At 56.9% G+C, this 23,084-nt stretch carries 22 protein-coding genes; 5 read left to right on the forward strand and 17 right to left on the reverse strand.

All coding sequences use genetic code 11. The annotated features are described in order from the left end of the window. Positions 1–31: 31 nt before the first annotated feature. The 17 genes from JFN90_RS03495 to JFN90_RS22190 form a co-directional block, all read right to left on the reverse strand. Positions 32–1,609, reverse strand: coding sequence for a hypothetical protein (locus JFN90_RS03495; RefSeq protein ID WP_199393715.1), 1,578 nt, complete (start codon positions 1,607–1,609; stop codon positions 32–34). A gap of 48 nt (positions 1,610–1,657) precedes the next feature. After that, the gene (locus JFN90_RS03500) at positions 1,658–2,290 is read right to left on the reverse strand and encodes a class I SAM-dependent methyltransferase (protein WP_236018861.1); all 633 of its coding nucleotides are present in this window, start codon (positions 2,288–2,290) and stop codon (positions 1,658–1,660) included. Between the two features lie 2 nt (positions 2,291–2,292). Further along, positions 2,293–3,306, reverse strand: coding sequence for a glycosyltransferase (locus JFN90_RS03505; protein WP_199393717.1), 1,014 nt, complete (start codon positions 3,304–3,306; stop codon positions 2,293–2,295). Beyond that, positions 3,303–4,913, reverse strand: a complete 1,611-nt coding sequence (locus tag JFN90_RS03510) for a hypothetical protein (RefSeq protein WP_199393718.1) — start codon at positions 4,911–4,913, stop codon at positions 3,303–3,305. The genes JFN90_RS03505 and JFN90_RS03510 overlap by 4 nt, the downstream gene beginning before the upstream one ends. A 35-nt stretch (positions 4,914–4,948) precedes the next feature. Continuing rightward, entirely contained in the window at positions 4,949–5,290 is a 342-nt protein-coding gene (locus JFN90_RS03515) for a DUF192 domain-containing protein (protein WP_199393719.1), read from the reverse strand. After that, positions 5,291–5,893, reverse strand: coding sequence for an outer membrane beta-barrel protein (locus JFN90_RS03520; protein ID WP_199393720.1), 603 nt, complete (start codon positions 5,891–5,893; stop codon positions 5,291–5,293). It abuts the gene before it with no gap. 41 nt (positions 5,894–5,934) lie between these two features. After that, positions 5,935–6,852: a hypothetical protein gene (locus tag JFN90_RS03525; RefSeq protein WP_199393721.1), complete on the reverse strand. Its 918-nt coding sequence runs from the start codon at positions 6,850–6,852 to the stop codon at positions 5,935–5,937. A 168-nt stretch (positions 6,853–7,020) separates the two neighbouring features. Further along, entirely contained in the window at positions 7,021–7,932 is a 912-nt protein-coding gene (locus tag JFN90_RS03530) for a type II secretion system F family protein (protein WP_199393722.1), read from the reverse strand. A 10-nt stretch (positions 7,933–7,942) separates the two neighbouring features. Beyond that, the gene (locus JFN90_RS03535; protein ID WP_199393723.1) at positions 7,943–8,905 is read right to left on the reverse strand and encodes a type II secretion system F family protein; all 963 of its coding nucleotides are present in this window, start codon (positions 8,903–8,905) and stop codon (positions 7,943–7,945) included. Positions 8,906–8,917: 12 nt separating this feature from the next. Continuing rightward, positions 8,918–10,219: a CpaF family protein gene (locus tag JFN90_RS03540; protein WP_199393724.1), complete on the reverse strand. Its 1,302-nt coding sequence runs from the start codon at positions 10,217–10,219 to the stop codon at positions 8,918–8,920. Positions 10,220–10,313: 94 nt separating this feature from the next. Further along, complete coding sequence (locus JFN90_RS03545) at positions 10,314–11,438, reverse strand: response regulator (protein ID WP_199393725.1); 1,125 nt, start codon at positions 11,436–11,438, stop codon at positions 10,314–10,316. A 26-nt stretch (positions 11,439–11,464) separates the two neighbouring features. Further along, complete coding sequence (locus JFN90_RS03550; protein ID WP_199393726.1) at positions 11,465–12,511, reverse strand: Tad domain-containing protein; 1,047 nt, start codon at positions 12,509–12,511, stop codon at positions 11,465–11,467. Further along, positions 12,490–13,944 (reverse strand): type II and III secretion system protein family protein, encoded by a 1,455-nt coding sequence (locus JFN90_RS03555; RefSeq protein WP_199393727.1) that lies wholly within the window; start codon positions 13,942–13,944, stop codon positions 12,490–12,492. The genes JFN90_RS03550 and JFN90_RS03555 overlap by 22 nt, the downstream gene beginning before the upstream one ends. Positions 13,945–13,980: 36 nt before the next feature. Beyond that, on the reverse strand, positions 13,981–14,895 hold the full coding sequence (cpaB, locus tag JFN90_RS03560; protein ID WP_199393728.1) for a Flp pilus assembly protein CpaB: 915 nt from the start codon (positions 14,893–14,895) through the stop codon (positions 13,981–13,983). 23 nt (positions 14,896–14,918) lie between these two features. Then, positions 14,919–15,401 (reverse strand): TadE/TadG family type IV pilus assembly protein, encoded by a 483-nt coding sequence (locus tag JFN90_RS03565; RefSeq protein WP_199393729.1) that lies wholly within the window; start codon positions 15,399–15,401, stop codon positions 14,919–14,921. Positions 15,402–15,578: 177 nt separating this feature from the next. Continuing rightward, a complete protein-coding gene (locus JFN90_RS03570; protein ID WP_236018840.1) occupies positions 15,579–15,776 on the reverse strand; it encodes a Flp family type IVb pilin in 198 nt (65 codons plus the stop codon). A gap of 636 nt (positions 15,777–16,412) precedes the next feature. After that, positions 16,413–17,795 (reverse strand): sigma-54 interaction domain-containing protein, encoded by a 1,383-nt coding sequence (locus tag JFN90_RS22190; RefSeq protein ID WP_199393730.1) that lies wholly within the window; start codon positions 17,793–17,795, stop codon positions 16,413–16,415. A 273-nt stretch (positions 17,796–18,068) separates the two neighbouring features. Between JFN90_RS22190 and JFN90_RS03580 the strand changes: the two genes are divergently transcribed. From JFN90_RS03580 to JFN90_RS03600, 5 genes are all read left to right on the forward strand, one after another. Beyond that, positions 18,069–19,478, forward strand: coding sequence for an ATP-binding protein (locus JFN90_RS03580; RefSeq protein WP_199393731.1), 1,410 nt, complete (start codon positions 18,069–18,071; stop codon positions 19,476–19,478). A 173-nt stretch (positions 19,479–19,651) separates the two neighbouring features. Continuing rightward, a complete protein-coding gene (locus JFN90_RS03585) occupies positions 19,652–19,849 on the forward strand; it encodes a GSU3473 family protein (RefSeq protein WP_199393732.1) in 198 nt (65 codons plus the stop codon). 568 nt (positions 19,850–20,417) lie between these two features. Next, positions 20,418–20,639 carry a hypothetical protein gene (locus tag JFN90_RS22195; protein WP_236018841.1) on the forward strand — a complete coding sequence of 74 codons (222 nt, stop codon included), beginning with the start codon at positions 20,418–20,420 and terminating at the stop codon, positions 20,637–20,639. Further along, positions 20,636–21,670 (forward strand): Pvc16 family protein, encoded by a 1,035-nt coding sequence (locus tag JFN90_RS22200; protein WP_236018842.1) that lies wholly within the window; start codon positions 20,636–20,638, stop codon positions 21,668–21,670. The genes JFN90_RS22195 and JFN90_RS22200 overlap by 4 nt, the downstream gene beginning before the upstream one ends. Further along, entirely contained in the window at positions 21,657–23,009 is a 1,353-nt protein-coding gene (locus JFN90_RS03600) for an ATP-binding protein (protein ID WP_199393733.1), read from the forward strand. The genes JFN90_RS22200 and JFN90_RS03600 overlap by 14 nt, the downstream gene beginning before the upstream one ends. The last annotated feature ends 75 nt before the right edge of the window (positions 23,010–23,084 follow it).

Raw genomic sequence — 23,084 nt, forward strand, 5'->3', positions numbered from 1 at the left:
GGGCCCGTAATGGTGACGCCTGCAGTTCCGCTCAGCTCTTGTCTTTCTTGTCATCCTGTACCACCGGCCGCACGTCCGGATACTTCTTCACGAGGTACTGGTATTGGGCCGTATTCCTCACGAATATGTTGGTGACCTTGTCCGCGTAGATCAGCTTCCAGTTCGCGTCGATCAGCAAGTATCGCGCGAGCGGCGTGTCCGCCGGGAAAATGATCCACGATATCCGGTATTTTTCCAGTACATTTTCCCATCCTGGTTTAAAGGTGGTCACCTTAGAGTATTCCTTCACTCTATCGGCGCCGTACATATCAAGCCTGCCGTCGATGAAAACCTTGTATGTCGGTGCAGCTTCGTAGATCAGGCAATCACCGAATTCGTCGTTGTTGAACATGTTGCCTGATATCCTCTCTTTTTTCAGAAAATCAATGGCGGCCATCGGCTTAATTTTGGGGTCGAACTGAAACAGGATCCGGCCTGAGTCGGCCATGATCACCACCGCCACGACCGCCACCAGAGGCCACAGGTACCCCCTGGTACAGGAGTCGATATCAGCGATGTTCTGCGACCTCTGCTTGAGGAACCGGGCGAAACCGGAGTCGGAGTCGTGGAGTACCAGGGTCAACCGCTTGGAGATGATGGGGGCGACGATAATACCGAAGAGAGGAATGTATCGGGCCGAGAAAAGTGACATGTGGGTAAAGAGTAGGATCAGAATCGTCTCCACCGGGTTCAGTTTATACTTCGACAGCCCCACCGTGGTCAGGAGCACGAAGATGAGCAGTTCGAAGTATTTAATGTAGTACTCGTGGAAATTAGGCGACAGGAACTCGGTGACGCCGTCCATAAGATCCTTGGACGAGGTTAGTTGAAAAGGAAACATCAGGAGATGAAAACCATAAGGATTGACAGTGCTTGCCGCGATGCATGCGAGTGTGGCGAGGCCTAAACCACGCAGCCTGTATAGGCTCTTCCACCGCCCCTCCCCGCGCTTAAAGACGGCTTCCAGCGAGTTACCGAGACAATAAGCACCGAGCAGGATGAAGCCGCCCATAAACCCGCCGTGGAGGTTCGACCATGGGACCATGATCAACGGCAGGAGGTAGAGATGATTCTTCCCGTGGTATTGGTATTGGTCCAGGATATAGTACCAGGCAACCATGATGACCAGCGAAAAGACGTGCGGACGGGCCAGCCAGTGAATCTGCGCGGCCCCGGCGACCAAAAGAACAACAAAGAGCGAAACCAGGATGTCGCTGTCAACTGTATAAATCATCTTAAAGAGCAGGAAACAGGAGAGCGCCAGGAAAAATGCGAAGAAGATGACGACTCCGGTGAGCCCGGATGTTTGGTGAACCAGCGCCATAATGATCTCGGAGAGCCATTCATGGGCAGTCCAAGGGAGCGGTGGGGAGAGGAAGGAAAACATGTCTTGGTGCGGGATGCTGTGGGTGCGCAGCATGTATTCACCAGCTCGGATGTGATAGCCGGTATCGCCGTCGGTGAGCAGCTTCTGCCCCAAATAGAGCGCGATCAGGAGAAAAATGGCTATGAAGAGAAAATCGCCGACGGAGGGAATCAGGAATGTTTTTTTGTCGTCAGGTTTGCCCAATTAATACCACCTTTAACAGTAATGAATACAAGGATCGGACCAGTAACACTACGCGACCACAGCCCGGATCAGCATCTGTTTCCCCAACGGCTTGAAAGGAAGCCTGAGGTAGAGACGAATCAGCAGCGGCGATACGGGCAACGCAGACTTGATGGTCAGGGGGAGAAACCGCGGCGCGCAGTAGATGACCTTCAAGCCGTGACAGGAGAGGAAGTCGCTCAGGCTACGGTCGGAGTACACGGTCCTGTGGTTTAAATCGTCGAAGTATTCTCGGTAGGCGAACCGGTAGTTGGGCTGCAGGATATTGAGGCTACCACCGGGAGCGAGCTTGGCGCGTAGTTGCGCCAGCGTTTGTGACAATTCGTCCTGGGTCAGGTGCTCGAAGAGGTTGCTGGCGAAGGCGAAGTCGACGCAGTGATCCGGCACAGCCCCCAGGTTGGTGGTGCTGGCGATTATGGGCTCCACGCCGGGAGCGGCGTGCGCCGGCATCCCTTCCCAGAGGTCGAGGGCGATGCGACGTGCGCAACGGATGTGGTTGATGAAATGACAGTATCCTGCCCCCAGTTCCAGCACGCAGGCTCCCTCGTGGATCAGGGGTTGGAAGTACGCATCGCACAACGTTTTCCAGAGCAGGTCCCTGCGCTCATCGTAGGGGAGGCGTACCTCGTGGTAGTTTTTCATGGTCACCGCCGTTTTCTCCATCCAAGGACGATACCCAGTATCATCCGGCTGCCGACTTTTAGGGCCTTCCAGTTGCTGGAATTCCCCCCCTTGCTGAAACCGACCCGGTTGTGGAAAGTGATCGGGCACTCCACCACGGCCAGCCCCTGCGCCAGTGCGGTGTCCAGCAGGTGGGCGTTGAATTCGAGGTTAATGCCTGGATTCAGGTGGGGCAAAAGGCGCTCCAGCGGCCGGTTCCGGCACAGTTTATAGGTGGTACCGACATCGGTGAAGGTGCCCCGCCCCAGGTGTTTCACCTCGAGCAGCTTTCCCGCGAAGAAATTGCCGTAGTACATGAAGGTGCTCAACTGGGTGCGCTGTTCGCGCAACTGCTCGCTGATGCGCGTTCCGTTGACCAGGTCCGCGTGCGGCAGGTAGGCCAGGAACTTGTCGATGTCGTAGGCCCTGAAGGTCATGTCCCCTTCGCACAGGAGGGTAAGATCGGTATCGGTGAAACGGAGTCCCTCGCGCAGGGCGCGATAGACGCAACTGCCGTACCCCGGTACCGGTTCGCGTATGACCAACGCGCCGGCGGCGCGGGCGACCTCGGTGGTGCGGTCGGCGCTGTTGTTGTCCACCACAACGACGCGCCGCACCAGGGGGTGCGCTGCGAAGTCCTCCACGGCGCGTCCTATGCTCAGCTCGTCGTTGAACGCCGTCAGCACCACCGTAAGGCTCCGCTCCCTGGAGGGGGCCCAGCGCACGGACCGGTTGCCGCGCTTGTAGGGGAGCAAAACGAAGAGGTCGCACAGGATGAGGACCAGCCCGGCGACGACCGGCACGCCGCTGTACCAGACGACCCTGTCCGCCATCCAGAGCCACTGGCCGTCCGCCTGCAGCAGCAGTCTGAAGAAGCCGAGCAGCACACCGGTCAGGTAGACGCAGAGCCCGACGCCTGCGATAAGAAGGCCATAGAGGAAGGCTGGGAACCTGGAGACCGCTGGGGAGACTGTGGTGTAGGAGCTGATCTCTGTCATTTGCGCCTGTAGAGGTACCACTTGTTGGTCTCGGCCGCTAGTCGGAAACCGGCTTGCAGCGCAGGCGTGTAGATCCTCATCAACCCATCGTGCATCCGTCCCGGCGCGGCGGGCCGTTTCGGCACCATGACGATGTCGGTATCGCCCAAAAACCTCGCCTCGGAGGGGCGGTGCCTGTCGCTGAAGGTGTAATTATAAGCGACGGCGGCCATGCCTCCCTTGGGAGCGGGCCGCGCCAAGGCGAAGGGAAAAGGATTCATCATGTCCATGGTCAGGACCTTGTCCGACGGAGCGGAACTCTGCCGCAGCAAAAGGATGCCATCGTTGACCGACTCGACGTACGGTCGGCCATTGCTGTCCGGCTCGGCCTCGTCGTCGTAAAGCAGCATCCCCTTCAGGCGCGGCTCGGTGAATCGTGTCACCGATGCTAGCCCTGAGGGGTGCGCCTTCTGCATGACGCCATAGGCAAGTCCGGTTGCTTGGCTGCAGAAGGAAACAAGGAAGAAAGCCGTTCCGATGAGGACGGTACCTTTGACGCCGACAGAGGTCGGCCTTGCCTTCCCAGGGTTATTCCGGCTCCAGGCGCCGAGGTCGATGACCACCCACAATGAGTAGATCGTGGTAAGCGGCAGTTCCGAGTACTGCTGGTTGCTGCATAAAAGCAGCATGTCGACCGCGAAAACGAAGCAGCCCAGCAGGGCGCCAGCCAGACTGAAAGTTCCCCTCCCCTCGCCCTTCGCACGGGCACTCATAAGCGTTAACAGGAGCACAAACAGAAGGGAGAGCGCGTTGAGGGTGAACTTCCGGTACACCTCGGCGTAACTGAAGCTCTTGGACCGTGCTCCGGCAGCGATGTCGAGGTCCCGCAAAATCGCGCCGGCATCGAACTGGAGGTACGCCAGAAAGGCGAGGCTCACCAGGCAGAATCCAGCGGCGATCACGGCCAGGCGCCGCTTGCCGCAAGGCCTCCACAACAAAGAGGCGCCGCTGAGAAGAATCGCGGCGGCGAAGTAGTTTGCCTTCAAGAAAAGACACAAAGCGGCGACAGCGCCGATGGAAACTCCTCCAAGCAGCCGGTCACCTTCCGGCACGTCGCCGCCCCGCGGGAAAGCCTCGATCATCAGCACGCCGAGCAGCGCGTAGCCGTAGCGGTTGTAGAACATGGCGTGGCTCGAGTTGAAAGCCCCCCACCCCAGGGAGTACGGGGAGACCACCAGCAGCGCCAGGTAGAGGCAAAGCAGCACCCGCGGCCAAGCCGGCACCGTGTCGCGGCAAAGACGGTAGCCCCATATGCCCACGGCGAAGGCGAACATCGCGTTGCCGTACCCGATGGCGTCGACGGAGAAGCGCGAGATCGCCAGTCCGGCTGCCACCACCAGGAAGGAAAGCGGGCCCCAGGGGCTGGTGTAGTCAAGGTGGGGGCGCTGCCCCGTGACCACCCGCCATCCGTTGTCGAGCAAGAAAAACATGTCGTGTCCGAACTTCCGGGTGGGAACGGCGCCGGTGTAAGCCGCTGCAGCGCAGATGCCGACCAGGGAGAGCAGAAACAACAAAAGGTGACGGCGGTTGCCGCCGCGAGAGGCACTGGAACCATTCGTAGAGATCAATATTCACCGCCATGGTGGCGCAAGCACATCAATGATCAGGTAATTTCGATCCTGTTGCCGACGACAGTTACGGAAGCGTCCAGCGTGCCGGCCGGAAGCTCGAGCACGCTGGACGCCTTCAGGTGGAAACCAGAAAGCCGGTTGGGGCTGAGCGTGGTGGCAACCGCCACTACCCGCTGCTCCCCGTCCAGAAAGGCCACGTCGATGGAGAATTTCATGCCGAAGGTATGGACGCTGCTGCACGGCTTGATCCACAGCCCCTGCCCCTGCGGCAGCTCATTTTTGCCCAGCAGCCCCTTGAGCCTGGTCACAAAGGTATCCGCAACCGACACGGCCCGGGCCAACTCCCTTCCCGATGTGACGTCGATCGCCTTCATCTAGTCGAAGATGTGTTCCGGCAGGAGCAGGCGGATACCGACCGTCCCGACTAAACTGTTGGGGTTGTACTCCTGCGGCGTGGACTTGATGTTGCCGGTCGGGGCGAAGACCCCTTTCAACTCGGCGGTCAGCGCGATGCCCGGGGTGGCAAAATAATCGACACCGACGCTGACATGCCCGCCGGTGGTCCACTCCAGGCCGTACTTGCGGTCGGCCCCGTTGGTGAATTTCCCCTTGATTAGATCGACGCCGGCGCCAAGGTAGGGAACCAGGTGGCTGTCCGGAGTGAAGCGGTATTGCAGCCCCAGGGAAATGTCGGTCAGCGACGCCTCACCCACCTTCGCGCCGGCCGCTTGAACATTGAGGTTCGGGGCGTGCATGATATCGAACTCGGCGGCAAGGTGTTGGCTGAGACCATAGATGACGCCACCACCGGCGGCGAGCCCGGTGTTGGTTTCATCGACACCGGTGATGAAGTCATCCTGGATGGGCATCAAGAAGCCGACCTTGCCGTTGAGGCCGATCCGCCCCTGGATGCCTTCGGCCAGGGCGTTGGAGAAAAGCAGGAGCAGCAGAACCAGTGTGAACGAGATGACGCGCATCAGACCTCCTTGAAAATAACGAAGATGTTGCAAAGTCAGCGTCAGTTGGGTTGTAGATTCTCCAGTGTGGCCATAAAGCCGCCGTAGGAAAATATTGTAGCCGCCGAGTTGTTTATGTCAGGCGCTTCCGCCTTGTAGATCACCGAGCAGGAGTTTTCACTCCCCATCTGCGGGACGTCCAGCGTGACGCCGGCATTGAAGATACCCCGTCCCGTGTCATCAGTGGTGACGGTTTGGTCGGTCGTTTCAGGTGAATCGATGAAGACAGGGCAATTCCCGATCCGGCTGTAGATACTGACCGTCACCGGCACGCGCGTCCTGGGCACGCCGTTGTTGTCCAGGATCTCAAACGGGACCAACTGCAGGATGGTCCTCGGTGGAGAAGGGAGCGCGACGGCATCGAGACTTACCTTGAGGGTGTTAAGGGTACCATCAGGATCGGTTGGTCCTTTTGAGGTTATGAATTTGATGACGTTCGTCTCACTGCGCAGGATCTTGAAAATAGCGACGGCGGTCACCAACTGCCCCTTAACGCTTGTGGATGCCTTCAGGATGACATCAACGGCCGAACTCCCGGCGTCGGGGGCCCCAGCCCTTAGGAAGTTGATTGCCTTGCCATCGGAGACCGTCGATATTATGGCCGGGTCGATGGTAACTGGTCCGACCACCGACTCGAACTTGACCGGCTGACTGTCTATCGGGTTGCCCGTGGAATCGGTCAGGGTGGCGGTGGCGATGACGATGCTGTTTGCACCGACAGTGGTTCCGGTGCCGGAGGTGGGCGTCACGCTCAGGGTCATGTTATAGGAAACGACTGTCCCGGTACCGCTTGGGATGGTGGGATTGCCCGTGCCGGGGGTGAATGGATCGGTACTGCCGCTGGAACTACCGCCGCAACCGCCCAGCGCCAGCACTACAACAGGCAGAAGTATCAGTACCACCTTGTGAAAATAATGCATGCCTCCTCCTCATGTTGACAAGCAACAGCATCAGTTCCCCAGAGGGTAATGGGCTTTACTTTTTGCAGAGCCTCGAATAAATGAGAGCCAGTTCGACTGCGATAATCATTAAGATAGCGCTGTTGAAATCAAAGTGCATGGCCTTGTCTCCTTTTTTGGTCGTGCGGGTTATTTAAAAAGAGTTTTGCTAATTTGAATATATGCCGGTCCGAGAATGACAACTAGAAGCGCAGGGAAAACGAACATGACCAGCGGGAAAATCATCTTAATGGTGGTCTTGGCCGCAGCTTCTTCTGCAATCTGCTTCCTCTTGGTGCGCAGTGATTCGGAATGAACTGTGAGGGCCTGGCTCAAGCTGGTGCCGAAGCGTTCGGTCTGAGCCAGCATCGTCACGAAGGATTTCACATCGTCGACCATGGTGCGCGCAGCCATGTCCTTGAGCGCTTCAATGCGAGGCTTACCAGCCCTGGTCTCCATGGTCGCCACCTTAATCTCCTTAGCAAGAGGGTCATTGGCGAACTGAGGTACTTCGGTGGTCTTTATCAGTGCGGCGTCCATACTGAGCCCGGCATCCACGCAAACGGTGAGCAGGTCGAGAATGTCAGGAAGGGTGTGGAAGATCTTCAGCTTCCGCTCGTTGCACTGGTGCACCAACCAATAACTGGGTGCCAGATACCCGACGATGGCCAAGATTATTGTCGTGAGAAGCATCAGTCGGTTCAGCTCCAGTCCCCTGGCCATGACGTAAAAGAGTACGAAGACACCTGGAAGAAGTATGGTGAGCAGGATCTTGCACCCAAAGAAAACGTAAACACTCTCCCGCTTGTACCCGGCCGCAACCAGCATCTGGGTGTACTTTCCCTGCTCCTTGGTGGATAATTTCAGGGACCGCCCCAATTGTCCCAATTGGTCGTACCATTTTGGTGCTTCCTGTACCAATTCGACCTTACTCACCTCCTGCACTTCGAACTTCTCCAGTCGGCTTTGCACCACACTGCGCCGCGACAGATAGGGGTATGCGACGGCAGCAGTCAAGAGGGCTATGGCCATAAACACGATTGCAGTTATTGCGTAGACCACCGTCCCCCTCCTAAATCCTTATCTTGATTATCTTCCTAATCACGAAGAAACCAACCAGTTGCAAAACCACGGCAAGTCCCAACACGTACAGCCCCTTGGTCTCCTTGTAAAGGAGGGACTCGTACTTTGGGTTCAAGATGTTAAAAATCACAAAGGTGAAGATAGGCAGCGCTCCCAGAACGTACCCGGTCATCCGTCCCTGCGCGGTATAGACGCGAACCTGCCGCCTGATCTTCAGCCTCTCACGGATGGTCGTAGCGAGATTTTCAAGAATATCGGAAAGATTGCCACCTACGTCGTTGTTGATGGCGATAGCGGTCGTGAAGAACCTGAGATCGAGACTGTCTATCCTCTCGTTTAGGTTGCTTAAGGACTCGGTGATCCTCAGTCCGAGAAGCTGCTGTTCATAGGCGGTCCTGAACAGTTCGCCAACGGGATCCTGGATTTCCTCGCCAACCAGCTGAATTCCGCTGGTAAAGGAATGGCCGGCACGCAGCGACCGCGAGATCATTGTCAGGGCGTCGGGAAACACCTCAGTGAACTTCTCCAGGCGTTGCTGTATTTTGAAATGAAGAAAGGCGAAAGGGAGCAGAGAGACGATGATGCATCCCAATAGCGCAATCCAAAAAGACTTCACCAGGACCAGGGTTAGAACGAAAACTGATCCAGTGGCCAATGCGGCGAGGATGAGAAACCGGGAGGCGGTAATTTCCAGACCTGCATGATCAAGCTTCTTGTCCAGATCACGCGTGAGCGGGAGCGACCCGAGGAGCTTGTCCAGCGGAGGGATCTCCCTAATAATCTCCGCACGCAGGTCTTCCGGCATCCCCTGGGCACTGGAATCTTTCGCCAGGCGCTGCAGGCGCCTTTTCAATTCGTACTTGGGAGAAGTCCTGACTGCGGACACGCCGAGGTAAAGCGCAAAGAGCAGAAAAAACACGGCTACGAAGGTTATGACAACTATGGATAACAAGTTCCCTACCTCCTAGTTCTCAAAGATCCCTTGGGGAAGCTCGAATCCGTAGACCCTGAAGCGCTCGGCAAACATCGGCCTCACCCCGGTTGCCCGGTAGTTGCCGACGACCCTTCCTTCCTTGTCGATGCCTTTTTGATCGAACACGAATACATCGTGCATGACGACTGTGTTACCTTCCATGCCGGTTATTTCCGAGAGTTTGACCACCTTCCTCGTACCGTCCGAGAATCTGACCAGTTGAACAACGACATTCAGAGCCGAAGCCACCTGCTCTCGTATGGCGCGCTCAGGCAAGTCCATGCCAGCCATAAGCACCATGGTTTCGATACGCGCCAGCGCGTCACGGGTAGTGTTGGCGTGAACGGTGGAGATGGAACCGTCGTGACCAGTGTTCATGGCCTGGAGCATGTCCAGCGCCTCGCCGCCGCGGATCTCGCCCAAGATGATCCGGTCGGGGCGCATCCTGAGGGCGTTGCGCACTAGGTCGCGCTGGGTCACTTCCCCCCTACCTTCGATGTTCGGGGGACGGGTCTCCAGGCGGACCACGTGTTCCTGCTTTAGGTGCAACTCGGCCGAATCCTCGATGGTGACCACGCGCTCGTCATGCGGTATGTACTCGGAGAGCACGTTCAGCATCGTAGTCTTTCCGGTGCCGGTACCGCCGGAGACGAGGATATTGAGCCTGGTCCGCACCGCCCCTTCCAGGAGTTTTTCCATGCGGGGATCAAGGGTGCCCAGGTTGATCAGGTCGGCCATTTTGAGCGGGTCCTGCCCGAAGCGCCGGATGGAGAGCACCGGCCCGTCCAGGGCAAGCGGCGGGATGATGGCGTTGACACGGGAGCCGTCGGGAAGCCTCGCGTCGACGTAGGGGGAGGACTCGTCGATGCGCCTCCCCACCTTGGAGACGATCCTTTCAATAATCTGCAAAAGGTGCGCGTTGTCCTTGAAGCAGACGTCGCTCTTGACCAACTTGCCGAATCGCTCCACGTAAACCTGGGAGCATTTGTTCACCAGGATGTCCGAGATGTGCGGGTCAGCCAGCAGGGGCTCCAAAGGTCCCAGGCCGAAGGTCTCGTGCTGGATCTCCACGACGAGGCGGTCACGCTCGAACTGATTTAAGGGCACCCCTTCCTCGATGATCAGATTCTCGATGACGAAACCGATCTCACGGTTAAGTTCGTTGGCGCCCAGAAGATCGAGCTTGGCCAGGTCGAGGCGCTCGATCAGCCGCCGATGGATACGGCTTTTAAGGTCCTGGAAAAACTCCTGATCATTGATGATCCCAGGCATCTGAAATGGGTTGTTCGGCATAGATCAGACCTCTTTAACGGCGAGCGAAGCGGCTATTACAGCCGGGTTGTCCGCTCCAGTGGCCAGGTGTTGACCGGCGGGCGTCTCGCAGGGATTAGGGTTTTGCCACCAGTTCGGCCAGTTTCAGAATCGCCTTGCTGACCGCGGATCCCGGGGAATACTTCACGACCGGCATCCCCTTATTGATGGAATTGACCACGTCGAGGTAGTCATTGGGTATGGTCTGGAAAACCGTGTGTCCCAGCACCTTCTCGGCGTCCTTGACCTGGATGTCGGCCTTGGGCAGGTAGCGGTTCACGACCAGTTTCAGCCGGTCCTTGCGCAGCCCCCTCCTCTCCATAGCGGTGAGGTAGCGCTTGCTGTTCTTGAGGGCTGGAAGACTTAGGGCTGTGGTGAACAGGATCAGGTCAGAAGACTCGAAGATGGCCATGTTGCAGCCAACCAGAGGACCGCCACAGTCAACCACCACGTAGGTGAACACCCCCCGCAGGAAGGAAAGGATGCGGTGCACCTGTTCTGGGGTAATGGAGATGGCATCGTCGACCTCGTTGGGCTCGGTCAGCACAAACGGGCCGGATGCGTGCCTGGTCATGACCGTCATGAGGAAGTTGGCGTCGAGGCGCTCAATGTTGCTGGTGACGCTGCTAAGGGTGTAGGTCGGATTGACGTCGAGGAAGGTGCTGATGTCCCCCGAGTAGAGGTTGAGGTCCACTAGGGCCACCTTGACGCCTTCAGAGGCGAGACTTGCAGCCAGGTTTACCGCAACTGTGGTGGTACCCATCCCACCAGTAGGGTAGTAGACGGAGATGATCCTGGCGCGGGGTGCGTCATCGGTTTTGGAAAAAATGAAGCGCCCCACCTTCTGCAAGGCAATTTTCAACTCGTCCTGGGTCAGGGGGCGCAGCATGTATTCCACCGCGCCGGCGCGCATAAGGGAGAGGATCCAGTCGGAACTCTTTTCCGAGGAACTGACGATGACAGAGGTCCGGGGGAACTTGGAGGTAATGTGCTGAACCTCCTGCATACCGCGCTGAATGTCAGTAACCTCGAGGATCACGACGTTGGGCGAGTTCTTCTCGATGACCCTCAGTCCGGCGCTGAAACTGTCCACCGAGCCGACTATGCTGATCGTCTCGGCAAACGGTTTCAGCGTCGCCTCGATGGATTCGCGGGCGGACACTTCGCTATCGATGATGGCTAAACTGATACGTGGAGGCATAGAGTGAAAAGTCCTTATGGGCTATCTTATTTGACCAAGGTAGGTGTACCACCAACCAGCCGAGGATCATTGCAAGGCAGACATTCAAGTTTACTGAACGTGACACCAGGTGAGGCCCCTTTAACAACATCGGAGATCCAAGCAATTGCAAAGCTTGAGAGCGGATAAGGTATTGGCTGGTCGCCGGGTGGGCACGCTGCGACAGTTTTGCCATCTTTATCGGTCCCATCGGAAACTATGGGGACAATCACCTCCCAGTAACCGTCAGAATTTTTCTTGGCATTGAACTCCTGCATCAACTCTTGGACCGCTTCTCCTATACCATTGTTGGTATAAATCGCTTGATTGCAGACGTCAGGTGGATGTAATTCCCCGTGAATATACTTTGCAATGTCGCTTTTTGGCCCAAGGTCAGTAGCCTGAGAGCTGAAAGAAAAGTCCGTCCACCCCAACGTAAGTTCAGGAGGAGGCGGAGTTTTACCCGGATCATTTTCCTTGAAATAGAATTTAAGTTCGGGAGGAATGGTTTTAGAACAAGCTGTCTGACAGAGTGCGATAGGGATGGTCGGTCTAGGCGGACGGGCGGCAATAGCTGAAGCTGCCGCAGACATTTCAGCCCACCCTTCACCACCACTAGGCAGCAGCGAAAAAATCTTACCGAAAAAAGTATGAACCTTTCCCTGTTCAGCCGCACTAGCTCCGACCTCGGTTCTGCGTGCTACCACCTTAACTGCATTGATGGGAGAGGACGTCGTAAAACTGGAAGTGGTGGCGTTCCAATGGCCGATGGTAATGTCACTATCAGTGATTGCAACAGGATCACCAGCCGCTTTATTTATGGCCGCAAACTGTTTTGCCTTAGCCTTAACCGTTGAAGAATCTGCAAGATTCATTGATGCACCTGCGAGCGCAGCTGCATCTGCGGCGTTTTGCAATTGTCCCTTGGCCACATAGATATAGCCGATATCCACAGCCAGGCTTACGAATCCGACAAGGACTACAATCATAAGAGCTATGTATACCAGCGCAAACCCTTTCTGGTCGCGTTTCCTCATTCTCCTAAAGGCATCCATGACAGTTCCCTCTCCTGCTCCGGCGTAAGCTTCTTATCAGTCGGCAGTTCGGTCTTTACTCCCTGCGCCGTTGGCTTCACAAGCTTGGGAGTGATGAAGAAAACAAGCTCCTTCTCTTTAATGTCTTTGCTGCTGGAACGGAACAAAGCCCCCAGGATTGGGATGTCTCCCAACAGGGGAATCTTGGACATGTTCTTGACCTCCTCCTCCTGCAGCAGTCCCGCCAGGATCAGGCTCTCGCCATCCCTCAACTCCACGCTGGTGTCGACGGTCCTGGTGTCGATGATGGGATAACCGTTGACTGGCAAAAACCCCTGGATGCTGCTCACCTCGGCCGGGTTGATCTTAAGCGAGATCATGCCGTTTTCCAGCACCTCGGGCTTGAACTTCAGTTTGATGCCGATGGGCTCGTACTTGATGCTGGTGGTGGCCTGCCCGTTGGCGCTCTCGATGATGGCGATCGGGACCTTGCTGCCGGCGAGGAAGTTTCCTTCCTGGGAGCTCTTCACCAAAAGGTTGGGTTCGGCGAGGACCTTGGCCAGGCCCTTCGAACTCAGCGCCTGCAGCACGGCGGAGATTCCAGCGGGAAAGTAGGATACGCCGGCCTGGAAGGTATCGAGGGAGGCGAAGTTGCCGATGCCCGTCCCGACTCCGGTGGCCTTGCCGTCGGGTCCGGCCACTAAGTTGGAGAACCCCTCGGCGGTATTGCCTTTGACCAGGAAGCTTATGCCCAGCTTCTTGAGGGAGGTCTTGTCCACCTGGGCGACCTTCACCTGCAGAAGCACCTGCTGCGGCTCGTTGACCGTTATGTTGTTGATGACCTTGGTTGAATAGGCCTTGGCGAGCTCCTGGGCCTTGGTCCTGGTCTGGTCGTTGGCAACGTTGCCCGAAAGCAACACCGTGTCGTTGGCGTACTGGACGTCAATGGTGTCCTTGGGCGCCATATCCTTGATCTGGCTTAGGATGGTCTCGCGGTCGCCGACGACCCTGAGGTCGAAGAAGGTGGGCACGGGGCGCTCCTCCCCCTCCCCTTTGGTCCAGATGATCATGCTGGTGCTGCCGATGTTGATGCCGTCGAGTTTCAGCACGTACTCGGAGAGCACCTCGGGCACCACAAACTTGTTGGTGTTTCCAGTGTCTGTCTCCGAGGTTCTCTTTCTCACCGCACTGGCCGGTACCACGTTGGATGCGTCGGCGGTGCCAGGCCTCGGCACGGCGACAGTCTCATCGACGTCCTTTTCTTTGGCCTCCTTTTTGGTGTTGGCCAATGTCACCAGCACTATCTTCTTGTTCTGGCTCTTGAAGTCCACCAGGATACTCTTATAAAGCCCCACCTCTAGAGTCACGCCGGCGTTCGCCACTGTCGCGTACGCACAGATCACCAACAACGCCCAGACCAGCAACTGCAGTTGTTTTTTAAGGACGATTATCATCAAAGCACCTCATTCGTGAGCTATGGGTCAGCCGAACTATTGAAGAACGAATTCCTTGGTGGTGCGCACGCCGCCGTCTATCAGCGTCACCGTGTGTCCGGTGCGCGGCGCTTGCACCTGAGCGGGCGTCGCAACGCGCGTTTTTTTGGCGGGCGGACGCTTCGTAGCGGCCTTGACCGCCTTGGGTGCCGGTGCCGATGCGGGTGTCGCTACCGTTGCTGGCGGCGGAGCAGAACCGGCAAGCACCTTGGCGATAGTCGCGCCCCTCGCATCGGTCGGCCCGGTATCGGCAATGTTCCTAAGCAACAGTTGCAAAGAGCCTCTGCTGGCGCCAAGGACGAGCTTCTCCGAGTCATCCGGGGTGAGGTCAAGAGTGACAGTGGGAACGACAACCGGCTTGCCTTCTTTTTGCTCGGTAATTTGACCTGTGGCTAAGACGGGTATGTTCTGCAGGATGATCTTGCTGATTTTCTCGTTTTGGACGTTCGGAATCGGGGTGGTGAGGACGACATCGACACGGTCGTTGGGGGTGATGAAACCAGCCACCCCTGCAACCTCGTTCACGGCGACCGTCACAGCGCGATGGCCGAGAGGGATAATGTACGTCATAAATCCTGAGCCGGGCACACCTGCCTTTGGTTTGAGCTTCTGTTCGGTTACCGCGTCACCGTTCGAGATAGGGCGTACAGCGACACGACCTACGAGCAGTTTAGGATCTGCCGAACTTCCAGCGGGAATACTGTCCTTTGGCCAGGAAGTGACTTTCAGTTGAGGTTCGCTGATGGCGCTGCCGATAGAAATGTCAGTAGCCGCAACGACGATGCTCTGCGGTTGTACTGCCTTGCTCTTGTTGGTCTCCTTTTGCAAATAATTCAACGTGAGCCAGGCTGCAATTCCTGCGAATAGAAGCGCAAGAATCGCTACAACGATAACTGCCTTGGGGCGTGTCATAGCACCTCCTGAAGATAAGCAAACTATTCATAACGCATTGCGGCTTCCCCGGTGATGATGTTGGTGATTGAGATCAGGTTTGGAAGGATCGGCTGGTATTTGTCCCAGGTAAGCTGAATGGTGACACCATCCCCGGCGCTTAGCACTGCAGGAGCGGCCAGTTCAGTATAGGTGACCTTAACCATCACTTCATTTTTAGGGATGCCATTGAAGATGGAGTTGCAGATTGCTTTGTACACCGCCCCGTTTCCTGGTGAGGCTATAAACTCGGCATCGGTGCAGGCCAGCGTGTGGGTGATGTCAGATGCCGCCATTCCGTCTTTATGGGTCGTTGCGTCATACTTAGGCGTGACAACAGCGGTTCTTACAGCTGCCCTTGCGGCATTGTTAAGGGTGTTTTTAAGATAGAGATATCTTCCAAATTCAAAGAGCCCCATAATCAACAAAATCAGAAGTGGGAGTATTATCGCAGTTTCAACTATCGCCTGCCCTCTTTGATTATTCATTATGTTTCCCCAATAGACATCTCTCTCACTGTCATAGCATTGGTAATCATTTATACAAAATTTGGACATTGTCAAGAAAACTAACATAAAAAAAGAATAAAAGCCCATGAAAGATTAGCTTACTCTCACAGGCCTTTATTCTCAGCTGAGGACTAGCACAATACAGAAGCGTAAGTCCTATTTGGTCATTGCGCTATCAACCGCACAGAATACATTGTTCGTCTTCTCACCCAGAGAGGTCATAATGGCAATGACCACCACGGCAATCAACACGAGGATAAGGGCATACTCGACCAAACCTTGGCCTTTTTGATTTTTGAGAGTGGATACCCCGGTGAGCAAACGGATGTACAGCATTTTGATCAAGTCAGTCATGTCATGGCTCCTTTTTGTATGATATGCGCCACTATACGGCGCGTGCTGCAGAAAAATAGGTTTGGCTCACTTGCCAGCCTTTTGCACACTGGAATTGATTACCTCATAGTTGTTCTTGAGATGCTGACCGAATGCGACGAGCATAGCGAAGATCACCATGGTTATCAAAACCAGCAACAACGCGTACTCAACAAGCCCCTGTCCTCTACCATTGAACAGAGGCAAAAACAGACGGGTCAATGCTTTCCTGGATATGGACATAGGCACCACAATCGACTGGCTGTACTACGAGCAAAAAACCACAGTACGTTTATAATCGATTATTAAATATAGTCAATACCACAACTAACCACAATAAACATTTTTATTTTTTAACCTTATGCCATATATTAAAAAACTATAATCGTATTGCACGGCATCCCATTTTGTTCAATGCCAGTCAATCATGAGCATAATCTATGCCGCATACCGGCCTATGACAGTATTAACGATTTTTATGTGTGATTACTATTTCTTAGAGAGGGAGGTACGGAGTGGATTTTATGTGGAGTGACCGCTTCGCGCGGCCAAAGTGTAAAGGAAGTGTAAAGTTGACTGTAAAGGAATGTGTAAGGTGAGGAGAGGGCGAAGCAGAGGCTATTTCACGTTGTCCCTGCTGATGCCGTGCTTCTTGATGAGGGCGTACATGCTCGGCCGGCTGATGTTCAGCTGCCGGGCTGCCTTCGCGATTACATAGTCGTTTTGTTCCAGCACCCTGACGACGTACTCCTTCTGTGACCCCCTCGACGCAGAGCCGGCCTCCGCAGGGGCAACCGGCCGCCCCAATTCCAGCTCCATGCACTCCGGGTCTATGACCCTCCCCTGCGCCATCAGGAAACCACGCCTCACCTTGTTCTCCAATTCCCTGACGTTGCCAGGCCAGGAGTGAGCGCCGATGGCCTCCAGCGCCTCGTCGCTGAAATCGAGGAACTTGTTTTCGCTGTGGGAGAACTTTTCCAGAAAGTACCGGGCCAGGCGGACCCTGTCCTCGCCACGCTCGCGCAGGGGGGGAAGCTTGATGGTGAAGGAGTTGAGCCGGTAAAAGAGGTCGGTGCGGAAGCGCCCCTGCGCCATCGCCCCCTGCAGGTCGCAGTTGGTGGCGGCCACGATCCGCACGTCGATCTTCCTGGAGAGCGCCGACCCCACCGGCTGAACCAGCCGGTCCTCGAGAAAGCGCAAAAGTTTCGCCTGCAGGGGGGCAGGGAGGTCCCCGATCTCGTCGAGGAACAAGGTGCCTCCGTCGGCGGACTCGAATTTCCCCTTTCTGGAGGCGTAGGCCCCGGTGAAGGCCCCCTTTTCGTAGCCGAAGAGCTCCGCCTCCAGCAGCGTCTCGGGGATCGCGGCGCAGTTGACCGCCACGAAGGGCCCCTCGCGGCGTGTGCTCAGGTTGTGCAGCGAGCGGGCGGTCACCTCCTTGCCGGTCCCGCTCTCCCCCAGAAGGAGCACGCTCATCTCGGTGGGAGCGACCTTGCGGATCATGGAGAAAACAGAAAGCATGCATGGCGAGGTGCCGACGAACTCCTTGTCCGGGGAGCGGTGCTGTATCTTCAAGAGTTTTGAGTCTACGAAGTGGATGATCTTCTGGATGTGTTCCAGGTTGAGCCGGCTCAGGCGGATGTTGAGACGCTGGGCGAAGGTGTTCTCGATATGCCGTTCGAGGTAGTTCTTGTTGGAAAAGTTGAGATAGAGGTTGCACTTGTCACAGGACCCGTCCCTCGAGTCATCGGGGTGGTCGCAGTAGGGGCAGGTGTCGGTCTGGAGCAGGTTCCCCTTGATGTGCTCCCACAGGGCCTGCATGGTGTCCTGGTCGGAGTAGAACAGCCGGATCGCCGCACCGTTTTCAGCCTGTCGAACCAGCCTGGCCAGCAGTTCCACCTTTCCCCTGCCGGGGATGGTCGGCCTGATGGCGAAGAGTTCGCCTAGCTGGGTGGAAAGACCGTTGACCAGGGCGCCGCTGAGGCTCAGTTCGCTGATGGTCACCTGCTCCTCCGGCCTGTCCTCCCTTGCGATATAGCAAACAGTGGAGTCAAGATGTGTTCGGACTCTGACATCAAGCCTACCCATGCTGCCTCCCAAAAGACTGAACGTCGGTGCTGGACTCTTTAGTTAAAATATGACAATACTATAGCCGGGCCGGAAATCTAAAACAAGGGCTTACTTTCTGACACGGAGAAATACCAGGTTCTTTACATGCCGAAGTTTTGAGGTAAATCTTACCACGAAGCATCGCATATGACAGTCATGGGGGACACAATGTTCATTCTCGGCGAGAAGCTTGTTAAGGAAAATATCATTACCCAGACGCAACTTGACCAAGCCCTGGAGCGGCAGCGCCGGCTGGGGGGGCGGCTCGGGCAGAACCTGGTTGCCCTGGGCCACGTTACCGAGCAGGACATTAAGAAGCAGTACCAACGAAATCCCCCACCGGCAAAGTGCGTCGAGGACACCGGGCTCGACCTCTCCTTCATCACGGACCTGGTCCTGAAGCACATCGTCTTCATGGGGGAGTTCCGCATGGGGGACGTGGTGGACCGGATCAAGCTCCCCATCACCATCGTGAACCGCGCGCTGGAAGTGTTGAAGAGGGAGAAGTTCGTCGAGATCAAGGGTGCCACGAGCTACGCCTCGGCCACCTACACCTTCAAGGTCACCGAGGCGGGCCAGAAGCGGAGCCTGGAGCTGATGGATCTTTGCCGCTACGCGGGTCCGGCGCCGGTCACCCTCGACGAGTACCAGACCATGGTGGAACTGCAGACGGTGAAGTGCGTTACCATCAGCGACCAGACCTTGCGCGAGGCCTTTTCCCACCTGGTCTGCCGGGAGGACCTGTTCCGGCGCCTGGGGCCGGCGATCACCTCCGGGCAGACCGTCTTCATCTATGGCCCTCCCGGCAACGGCAAGACGGCGATTGCCGAGGCGGTGGGACGGGTCCCCACCGACTTCGTCTACGTCCCCTATGCCATCGACGTCGGCGGCCAGATCATCAGCGTGTTCGACCCGGTAAACCACATCCCCGTGCCGCCGACCCAGCTGCCCGAGAGCGTGGACCAGCGCTGGGTGCTGGTACGCAGGCCGGTGGTCATGGTGGGGGGCGAACTCACCATGCGCATGCTCGACCTCGATTTCAACCGGATATCCAAGTATTACGAGGCCTCGCTGCAGCTAAAGGCCAACAACGGCATCTTCATCCTGGACGACTTCGGCAGGCAGCAGATAGAGCCGCGCGACATCCTGAACCGCTGGATCGTCCCCCTGGACCGGCACATCGACTTCATGACCCTGCACACCGGCATGAAGTTCGCGGTCCCCTTCGACATGCTGGTCCTCTTCGCCACCAACCTCGACCCGACCCAGTTGCTGGACGAGGCGTTCCTGCGCAGAATCAGGTACAAGGTGGAGATAGACCGCCCCACTGAGCACGAGTACCAAAGGATCTTCAAGCTGGTCTGCGAGGCCAACGACGTGCAGTTCAGCCAGGAGGCGTATGACTACCTGATTAACTACTGCTACAAGCAGTACGGCGCGATACCGAACGCTTGTCACCCGCGCGATCTCATAGAGCAGATCATTGTGGAGTCCCGGTACAACAACCAGCGGGCCTTACTGACAAAGGAAAGTATTGAGATGGCATGTTCGAATTATTTTGTTAAAATGGAGACATGACGCGGACCGCTTCACCTACCCGTCTGACTGCAAGCCGCGCTGCGATGGAAATATCAAACATAACCGGAGGGATTCGTAACACAGCAGTTGGCGTCCATTGTCATTCACACCTGTCCGGTTGTCCATGCCATGCATTTTTGTATGAGAGGATGCCACCCGCGGGGGAGAGGACGATGCTGATACGCGTGGTGTACGATGAGTTCCAGAGCGCCAAGGTGCATGACTACCAGCTCGACACCCTGATCATGCAGGGTAAGATCCTGGGGTTCTTCCGCTCCGACGGCTACGTCCGACTCGGCCATGACCGGGTCAGAGGTGCCGGCGGACCGTACCAGGGGTACGACCGCAGGCGCGTGCTGAAGGCGGCGTAAGCGACCGAGAGCCGCCGATCTGTATGGCCTCTTTCGCAACCTTGCCAATATGGTACTGCCACAGCGGCAGATACCAGGGGATGGTTTTGTACCCGTTTTACCCCTGCCTGACAATCTCTTCTCCGACCAACTTCATTTTGGCTGACCACTCTTTCCACTTTTCCTTTTGATCTGACACAGGCAAATCCCTCCTGTCCTCCCTTTGCAAAGGGAGGAACGCTTGGGCACGTGCAGTGCTTTGTGTCCACAGCCTTCCGCTTTTCCCTTTGATCCGACCAAGGCAAATCCCTCCTGTCCTCCCTTTGCAAAGGGAGGAACGCTTGGGCAACGGCAGCGCGCTGTGTCCACTACTTTCGGCGCCTTTTTTTGTCGCTATTGTTGACACCTCAACAAACCACGTTAGATTATATTATCCTAATTACAACAATAACATTTTATCTTTCATTACTACCCAACGCGCACAGCCAGCTTTTCGTGTCGGTTGCCGCCGAGGGCCCTGCGGGTGCCAGCCGCGCATATCAGCCTGCTTTCACTGTCTTCCACCCCGAGGGGCACCTACGAGAGGACCATGATCTCCCACGCACTGACCATTGTAATGAACGAGCTGAGCAAGCATCTTAATGATGTCTACACCGCTCCGGACGCGGTAAGCCTGGGCAACGTTTCCGACATCTTCGCCACCGGCAGCGGCACTATCTCGCGCGAAAAGCTGTACCTCTCGGCAGTCAACGTAAAGGAAGAGAAGACGCTGAAGAACCTCCCAACTACGTGCGCGACGAAGCGGCCTTGAAGGCAAGCTACCAGAACCCACCGGTGTTCCTGAACTTCCTGATCCTGATGACCGCAACCCATAGCGACTATATTAATGCTCTGTCCGTGCTCTCCAACGTCATCCGCTTCTTCCAGTTCAAAAACGTCTTCACCGAGACTACGGTCGACCCGGCCTCCATCACGACGTCGAGTGTCCCCATCAATCCCCTGGACCAGTTGCATACCTTCAAGCTGATCTTCGACATCTATTCGCCGACGCTGGAGGAGGTGAACCATCTCCGACCGCAAAGATTATTTCTACAAGATCAAGGGGCTCGCGGTTGTGCCCTACAGCCAGAACAGCTCCATGGGCGCCAAACTCCCCGGCAGTTACAAGAAGACGGTGACGATCAACTTCCGCGGACCAGGAGAGGGAAGAAAATGAGCATGTTATACCTGTGGCACCCTTCGGTTAGCGCAGACGGCACGGTGGTTGATTTCATCCTGACCCGGGGCGACTCCGACCAGGTGGGAGGAGGCTCCGAGAGGTTCGTGGGCGCCCTGATCGGCGCGCTCGACATCGGCGCGGAGCCCTTGAAGTGGGGCATCAAGCCTTACCGCTGCAACTATTACAGCGAATACTGGGACGAGGAAGGATGGGATTCCAAGTGGGATTTCGTCTGGCGGGTCACCATCCATTTCCGGGTGCAGGTCGCCATCAAGCCGCTCAAGCTGGGCTATCTGGGCATGGACGAAATCGACGACTATTCGCCCGAGGTGGAGAGCTACAAGTTCGAGCCCTTTTCGTGCCTGGCGGTAGGGGTTTTCGATTCCGAAAACAAGGCCAAGGAGACCGCCCGCAGGGTGATCGGCGACAAGGACCTGACGGCGGCAAGAAAAGAGGTGCCGGCGCCAGACCCCGTGGTGCAGGTGGTACGGGTCAACAACGGGGAATTCCATCTGCGCGCAGCGCTTGGTTCAGGGGATGAGAAATTTTTCCGCGGAGGGTACCCGGAGCTGGTGCTCTCCTTCCTGCAGGCGTCGGGTGCCGCGATCCATGCCCCGGCATAGCCCTCCCCCACACCAAAGCGACGAGGTGGTCAACCTGGAACTGGCCCTGGACTGGCTCGCCCAACTCGTGACCGGATATCTTCGGGTGCGGCTGGAGCAGGCGGAGGAGTATCTGCCGCCACCGCTTGAGTTTTACAGCGAGGACTCCCCCATCGAGATGTTCATCAAGAGCCAGGATCCGACCAGGGACGAGTTCGCCGTGATCATGATCGCCCTGGCGCCCCATCTGCGCCCGGGGTTCTTCAACAAGATCCTGGGGAGGCTCTTGCCGGAAGGAGGCGAGCTTCCCGAATTCGGCGGCGTGACCGGAGCGGACCAGCGCTCCGTCCTCCCCACCGGGGAAACGGCGCAGTTCATCCTGGCCGGGCATGACGTAAGGAAAAGAATCGAGGTGCAGCGCTTCTTCGGCAGCGAGCACTGGTTCGCGAAGAAGCGGATCCTCTGGCTGGACCAGGTGCGTCCCGGAGATCCGGTCATGAGCGGGCGGCTTTGCATCGACCCGGAACTGGTGGAGTGGGTCACCCTCGGGACGGTCGGAAGGCCGCGTTTCGGCCCCGACTTTCCCGCCCAGGCCATAGAGACGGAACTGGAGTGGGATGACCTTGTGCTCCATCCCGACACCCTGCGCCAGATCCGGGAGATCGAGAACTGGATCGCCCACAACCGGACCCTCATCGAGGAATGGGGCATGGGGCGCAAACTACAACGCGGCTATCGCGCCCTCTTCCACGGCCCTCCTGGCACCGGCAAGACGCTGACCGCCACCCTGTTGGGGAAGTACACCGGTAAGGATGTCTTCCGCATCGACCTGTCGCGGGTGATCTCCAAGTACATCGGGGAGACCGAGAAGAACCTGGCGCTACTTTTCGAGAAGGCGGAGTTCAAGGACTGGATCCTGTTCTTCGACGAGGCGGACGCGCTGTTCGGCAAGAGGACCGACGTGCGCGACGCCCACGACCGGTATGCGAACCAGGAGGTCTCCTACCTGCTGCAGCGCATCGAGCAGTACCACGGCCTAGTGATCCTGGCCACCAACCAGCGCAGCCACCTCGATCCCGCCTTCGCGCGGCGCTTCCAGAGCATCATCCACTTCCCTATGCCTCGGCCGGAGGAGAGGCATCGGCTTTGGTGCAACGCGTTTCCGTCCCAGGTGGAGATCGCCCCGGAGATCGACTGGCGCCAGATAGCGGCGCGGTACGAGTTGCCCGGCGCAGGGATCATGAACGTGACGCAGTATTGTGCACTGGAGGTGCTGGCTGACCAGACGCGGCGGCTGGAACTGAAACGGCTGGAGGCGGCGATTTTGAGGGAGTATGTGAAGGAGGGGAAGGTCGTATAGGGAGTGGACGGGGGGACACCTGGGAGATGAAAGGCGGGCGAAAGATTTTTCGCCCCTACAGTGGACGGGAGCGGG

The sequence above is a fragment of the Geomonas propionica genome (assembly GCF_016458235.1).
In the GTDB taxonomy this organism is placed as follows: Bacteria; Desulfobacterota; Desulfuromonadia; order Geobacterales; family Geobacteraceae; genus Geomonas; species Geomonas propionica.

What these genes read in the sequence shown, in the direction of transcription:
- JFN90_RS03580 (WP_199393731.1), top strand. Translation starts at nt 18,069, where the DNA reads ATGTTCATTCTCGGCGAGAAGCTTGTTAAGGAAAATATCATTACCCAG.
- JFN90_RS03500 (WP_236018861.1), bottom strand. Translation starts at nt 2,290, where the DNA reads ATGAAAAACTACCACGAGGTACGCCTCCCCTACGATGAGCGCAGGGAC.
- JFN90_RS03525 (WP_199393721.1), bottom strand. Translation starts at nt 6,852, where the DNA reads ATGCATTATTTTCACAAGGTGGTACTGATACTTCTGCCTGTTGTAGTG.
- JFN90_RS03515 (WP_199393719.1), bottom strand. Translation starts at nt 5,290, where the DNA reads ATGAAGGCGATCGACGTCACATCGGGAAGGGAGTTGGCCCGGGCCGTG.
- JFN90_RS03550 (WP_199393726.1), bottom strand. Translation starts at nt 12,511, where the DNA reads ATGGATGCCTTTAGGAGAATGAGGAAACGCGACCAGAAAGGGTTTGCG.
- JFN90_RS03545 (WP_199393725.1), bottom strand. Translation starts at nt 11,438, where the DNA reads ATGCCTCCACGTATCAGTTTAGCCATCATCGATAGCGAAGTGTCCGCC.
- cpaB (WP_199393728.1), bottom strand. Translation starts at nt 14,895, where the DNA reads ATGACACGCCCCAAGGCAGTTATCGTTGTAGCGATTCTTGCGCTTCTA.
- JFN90_RS22195 (WP_236018841.1), top strand. Translation starts at nt 20,418, where the DNA reads ATGATCTCCCACGCACTGACCATTGTAATGAACGAGCTGAGCAAGCAT.
- JFN90_RS03585 (WP_199393732.1), top strand. Translation starts at nt 19,652, where the DNA reads ATGCTGATACGCGTGGTGTACGATGAGTTCCAGAGCGCCAAGGTGCAT.
- JFN90_RS03565 (WP_199393729.1), bottom strand. Translation starts at nt 15,401, where the DNA reads ATGAATAATCAAAGAGGGCAGGCGATAGTTGAAACTGCGATAATACTC.
- JFN90_RS03570 (WP_236018840.1), bottom strand. Translation starts at nt 15,776, where the DNA reads ATGACTGACTTGATCAAAATGCTGTACATCCGTTTGCTCACCGGGGTA.
- JFN90_RS03540 (WP_199393724.1), bottom strand. Translation starts at nt 10,219, where the DNA reads ATGCCGAACAACCCATTTCAGATGCCTGGGATCATCAATGATCAGGAG.
- JFN90_RS03505 (WP_199393717.1), bottom strand. Translation starts at nt 3,306, where the DNA reads ATGACAGAGATCAGCTCCTACACCACAGTCTCCCCAGCGGTCTCCAGG.
- JFN90_RS03520 (WP_199393720.1), bottom strand. Translation starts at nt 5,893, where the DNA reads ATGCGCGTCATCTCGTTCACACTGGTTCTGCTGCTCCTGCTTTTCTCC.
- JFN90_RS03600 (WP_199393733.1), top strand. Translation starts at nt 21,657, where the DNA reads ATGCCCCGGCATAGCCCTCCCCCACACCAAAGCGACGAGGTGGTCAAC.
- JFN90_RS03555 (WP_199393727.1), bottom strand. Translation starts at nt 13,944, where the DNA reads ATGATAATCGTCCTTAAAAAACAACTGCAGTTGCTGGTCTGGGCGTTG.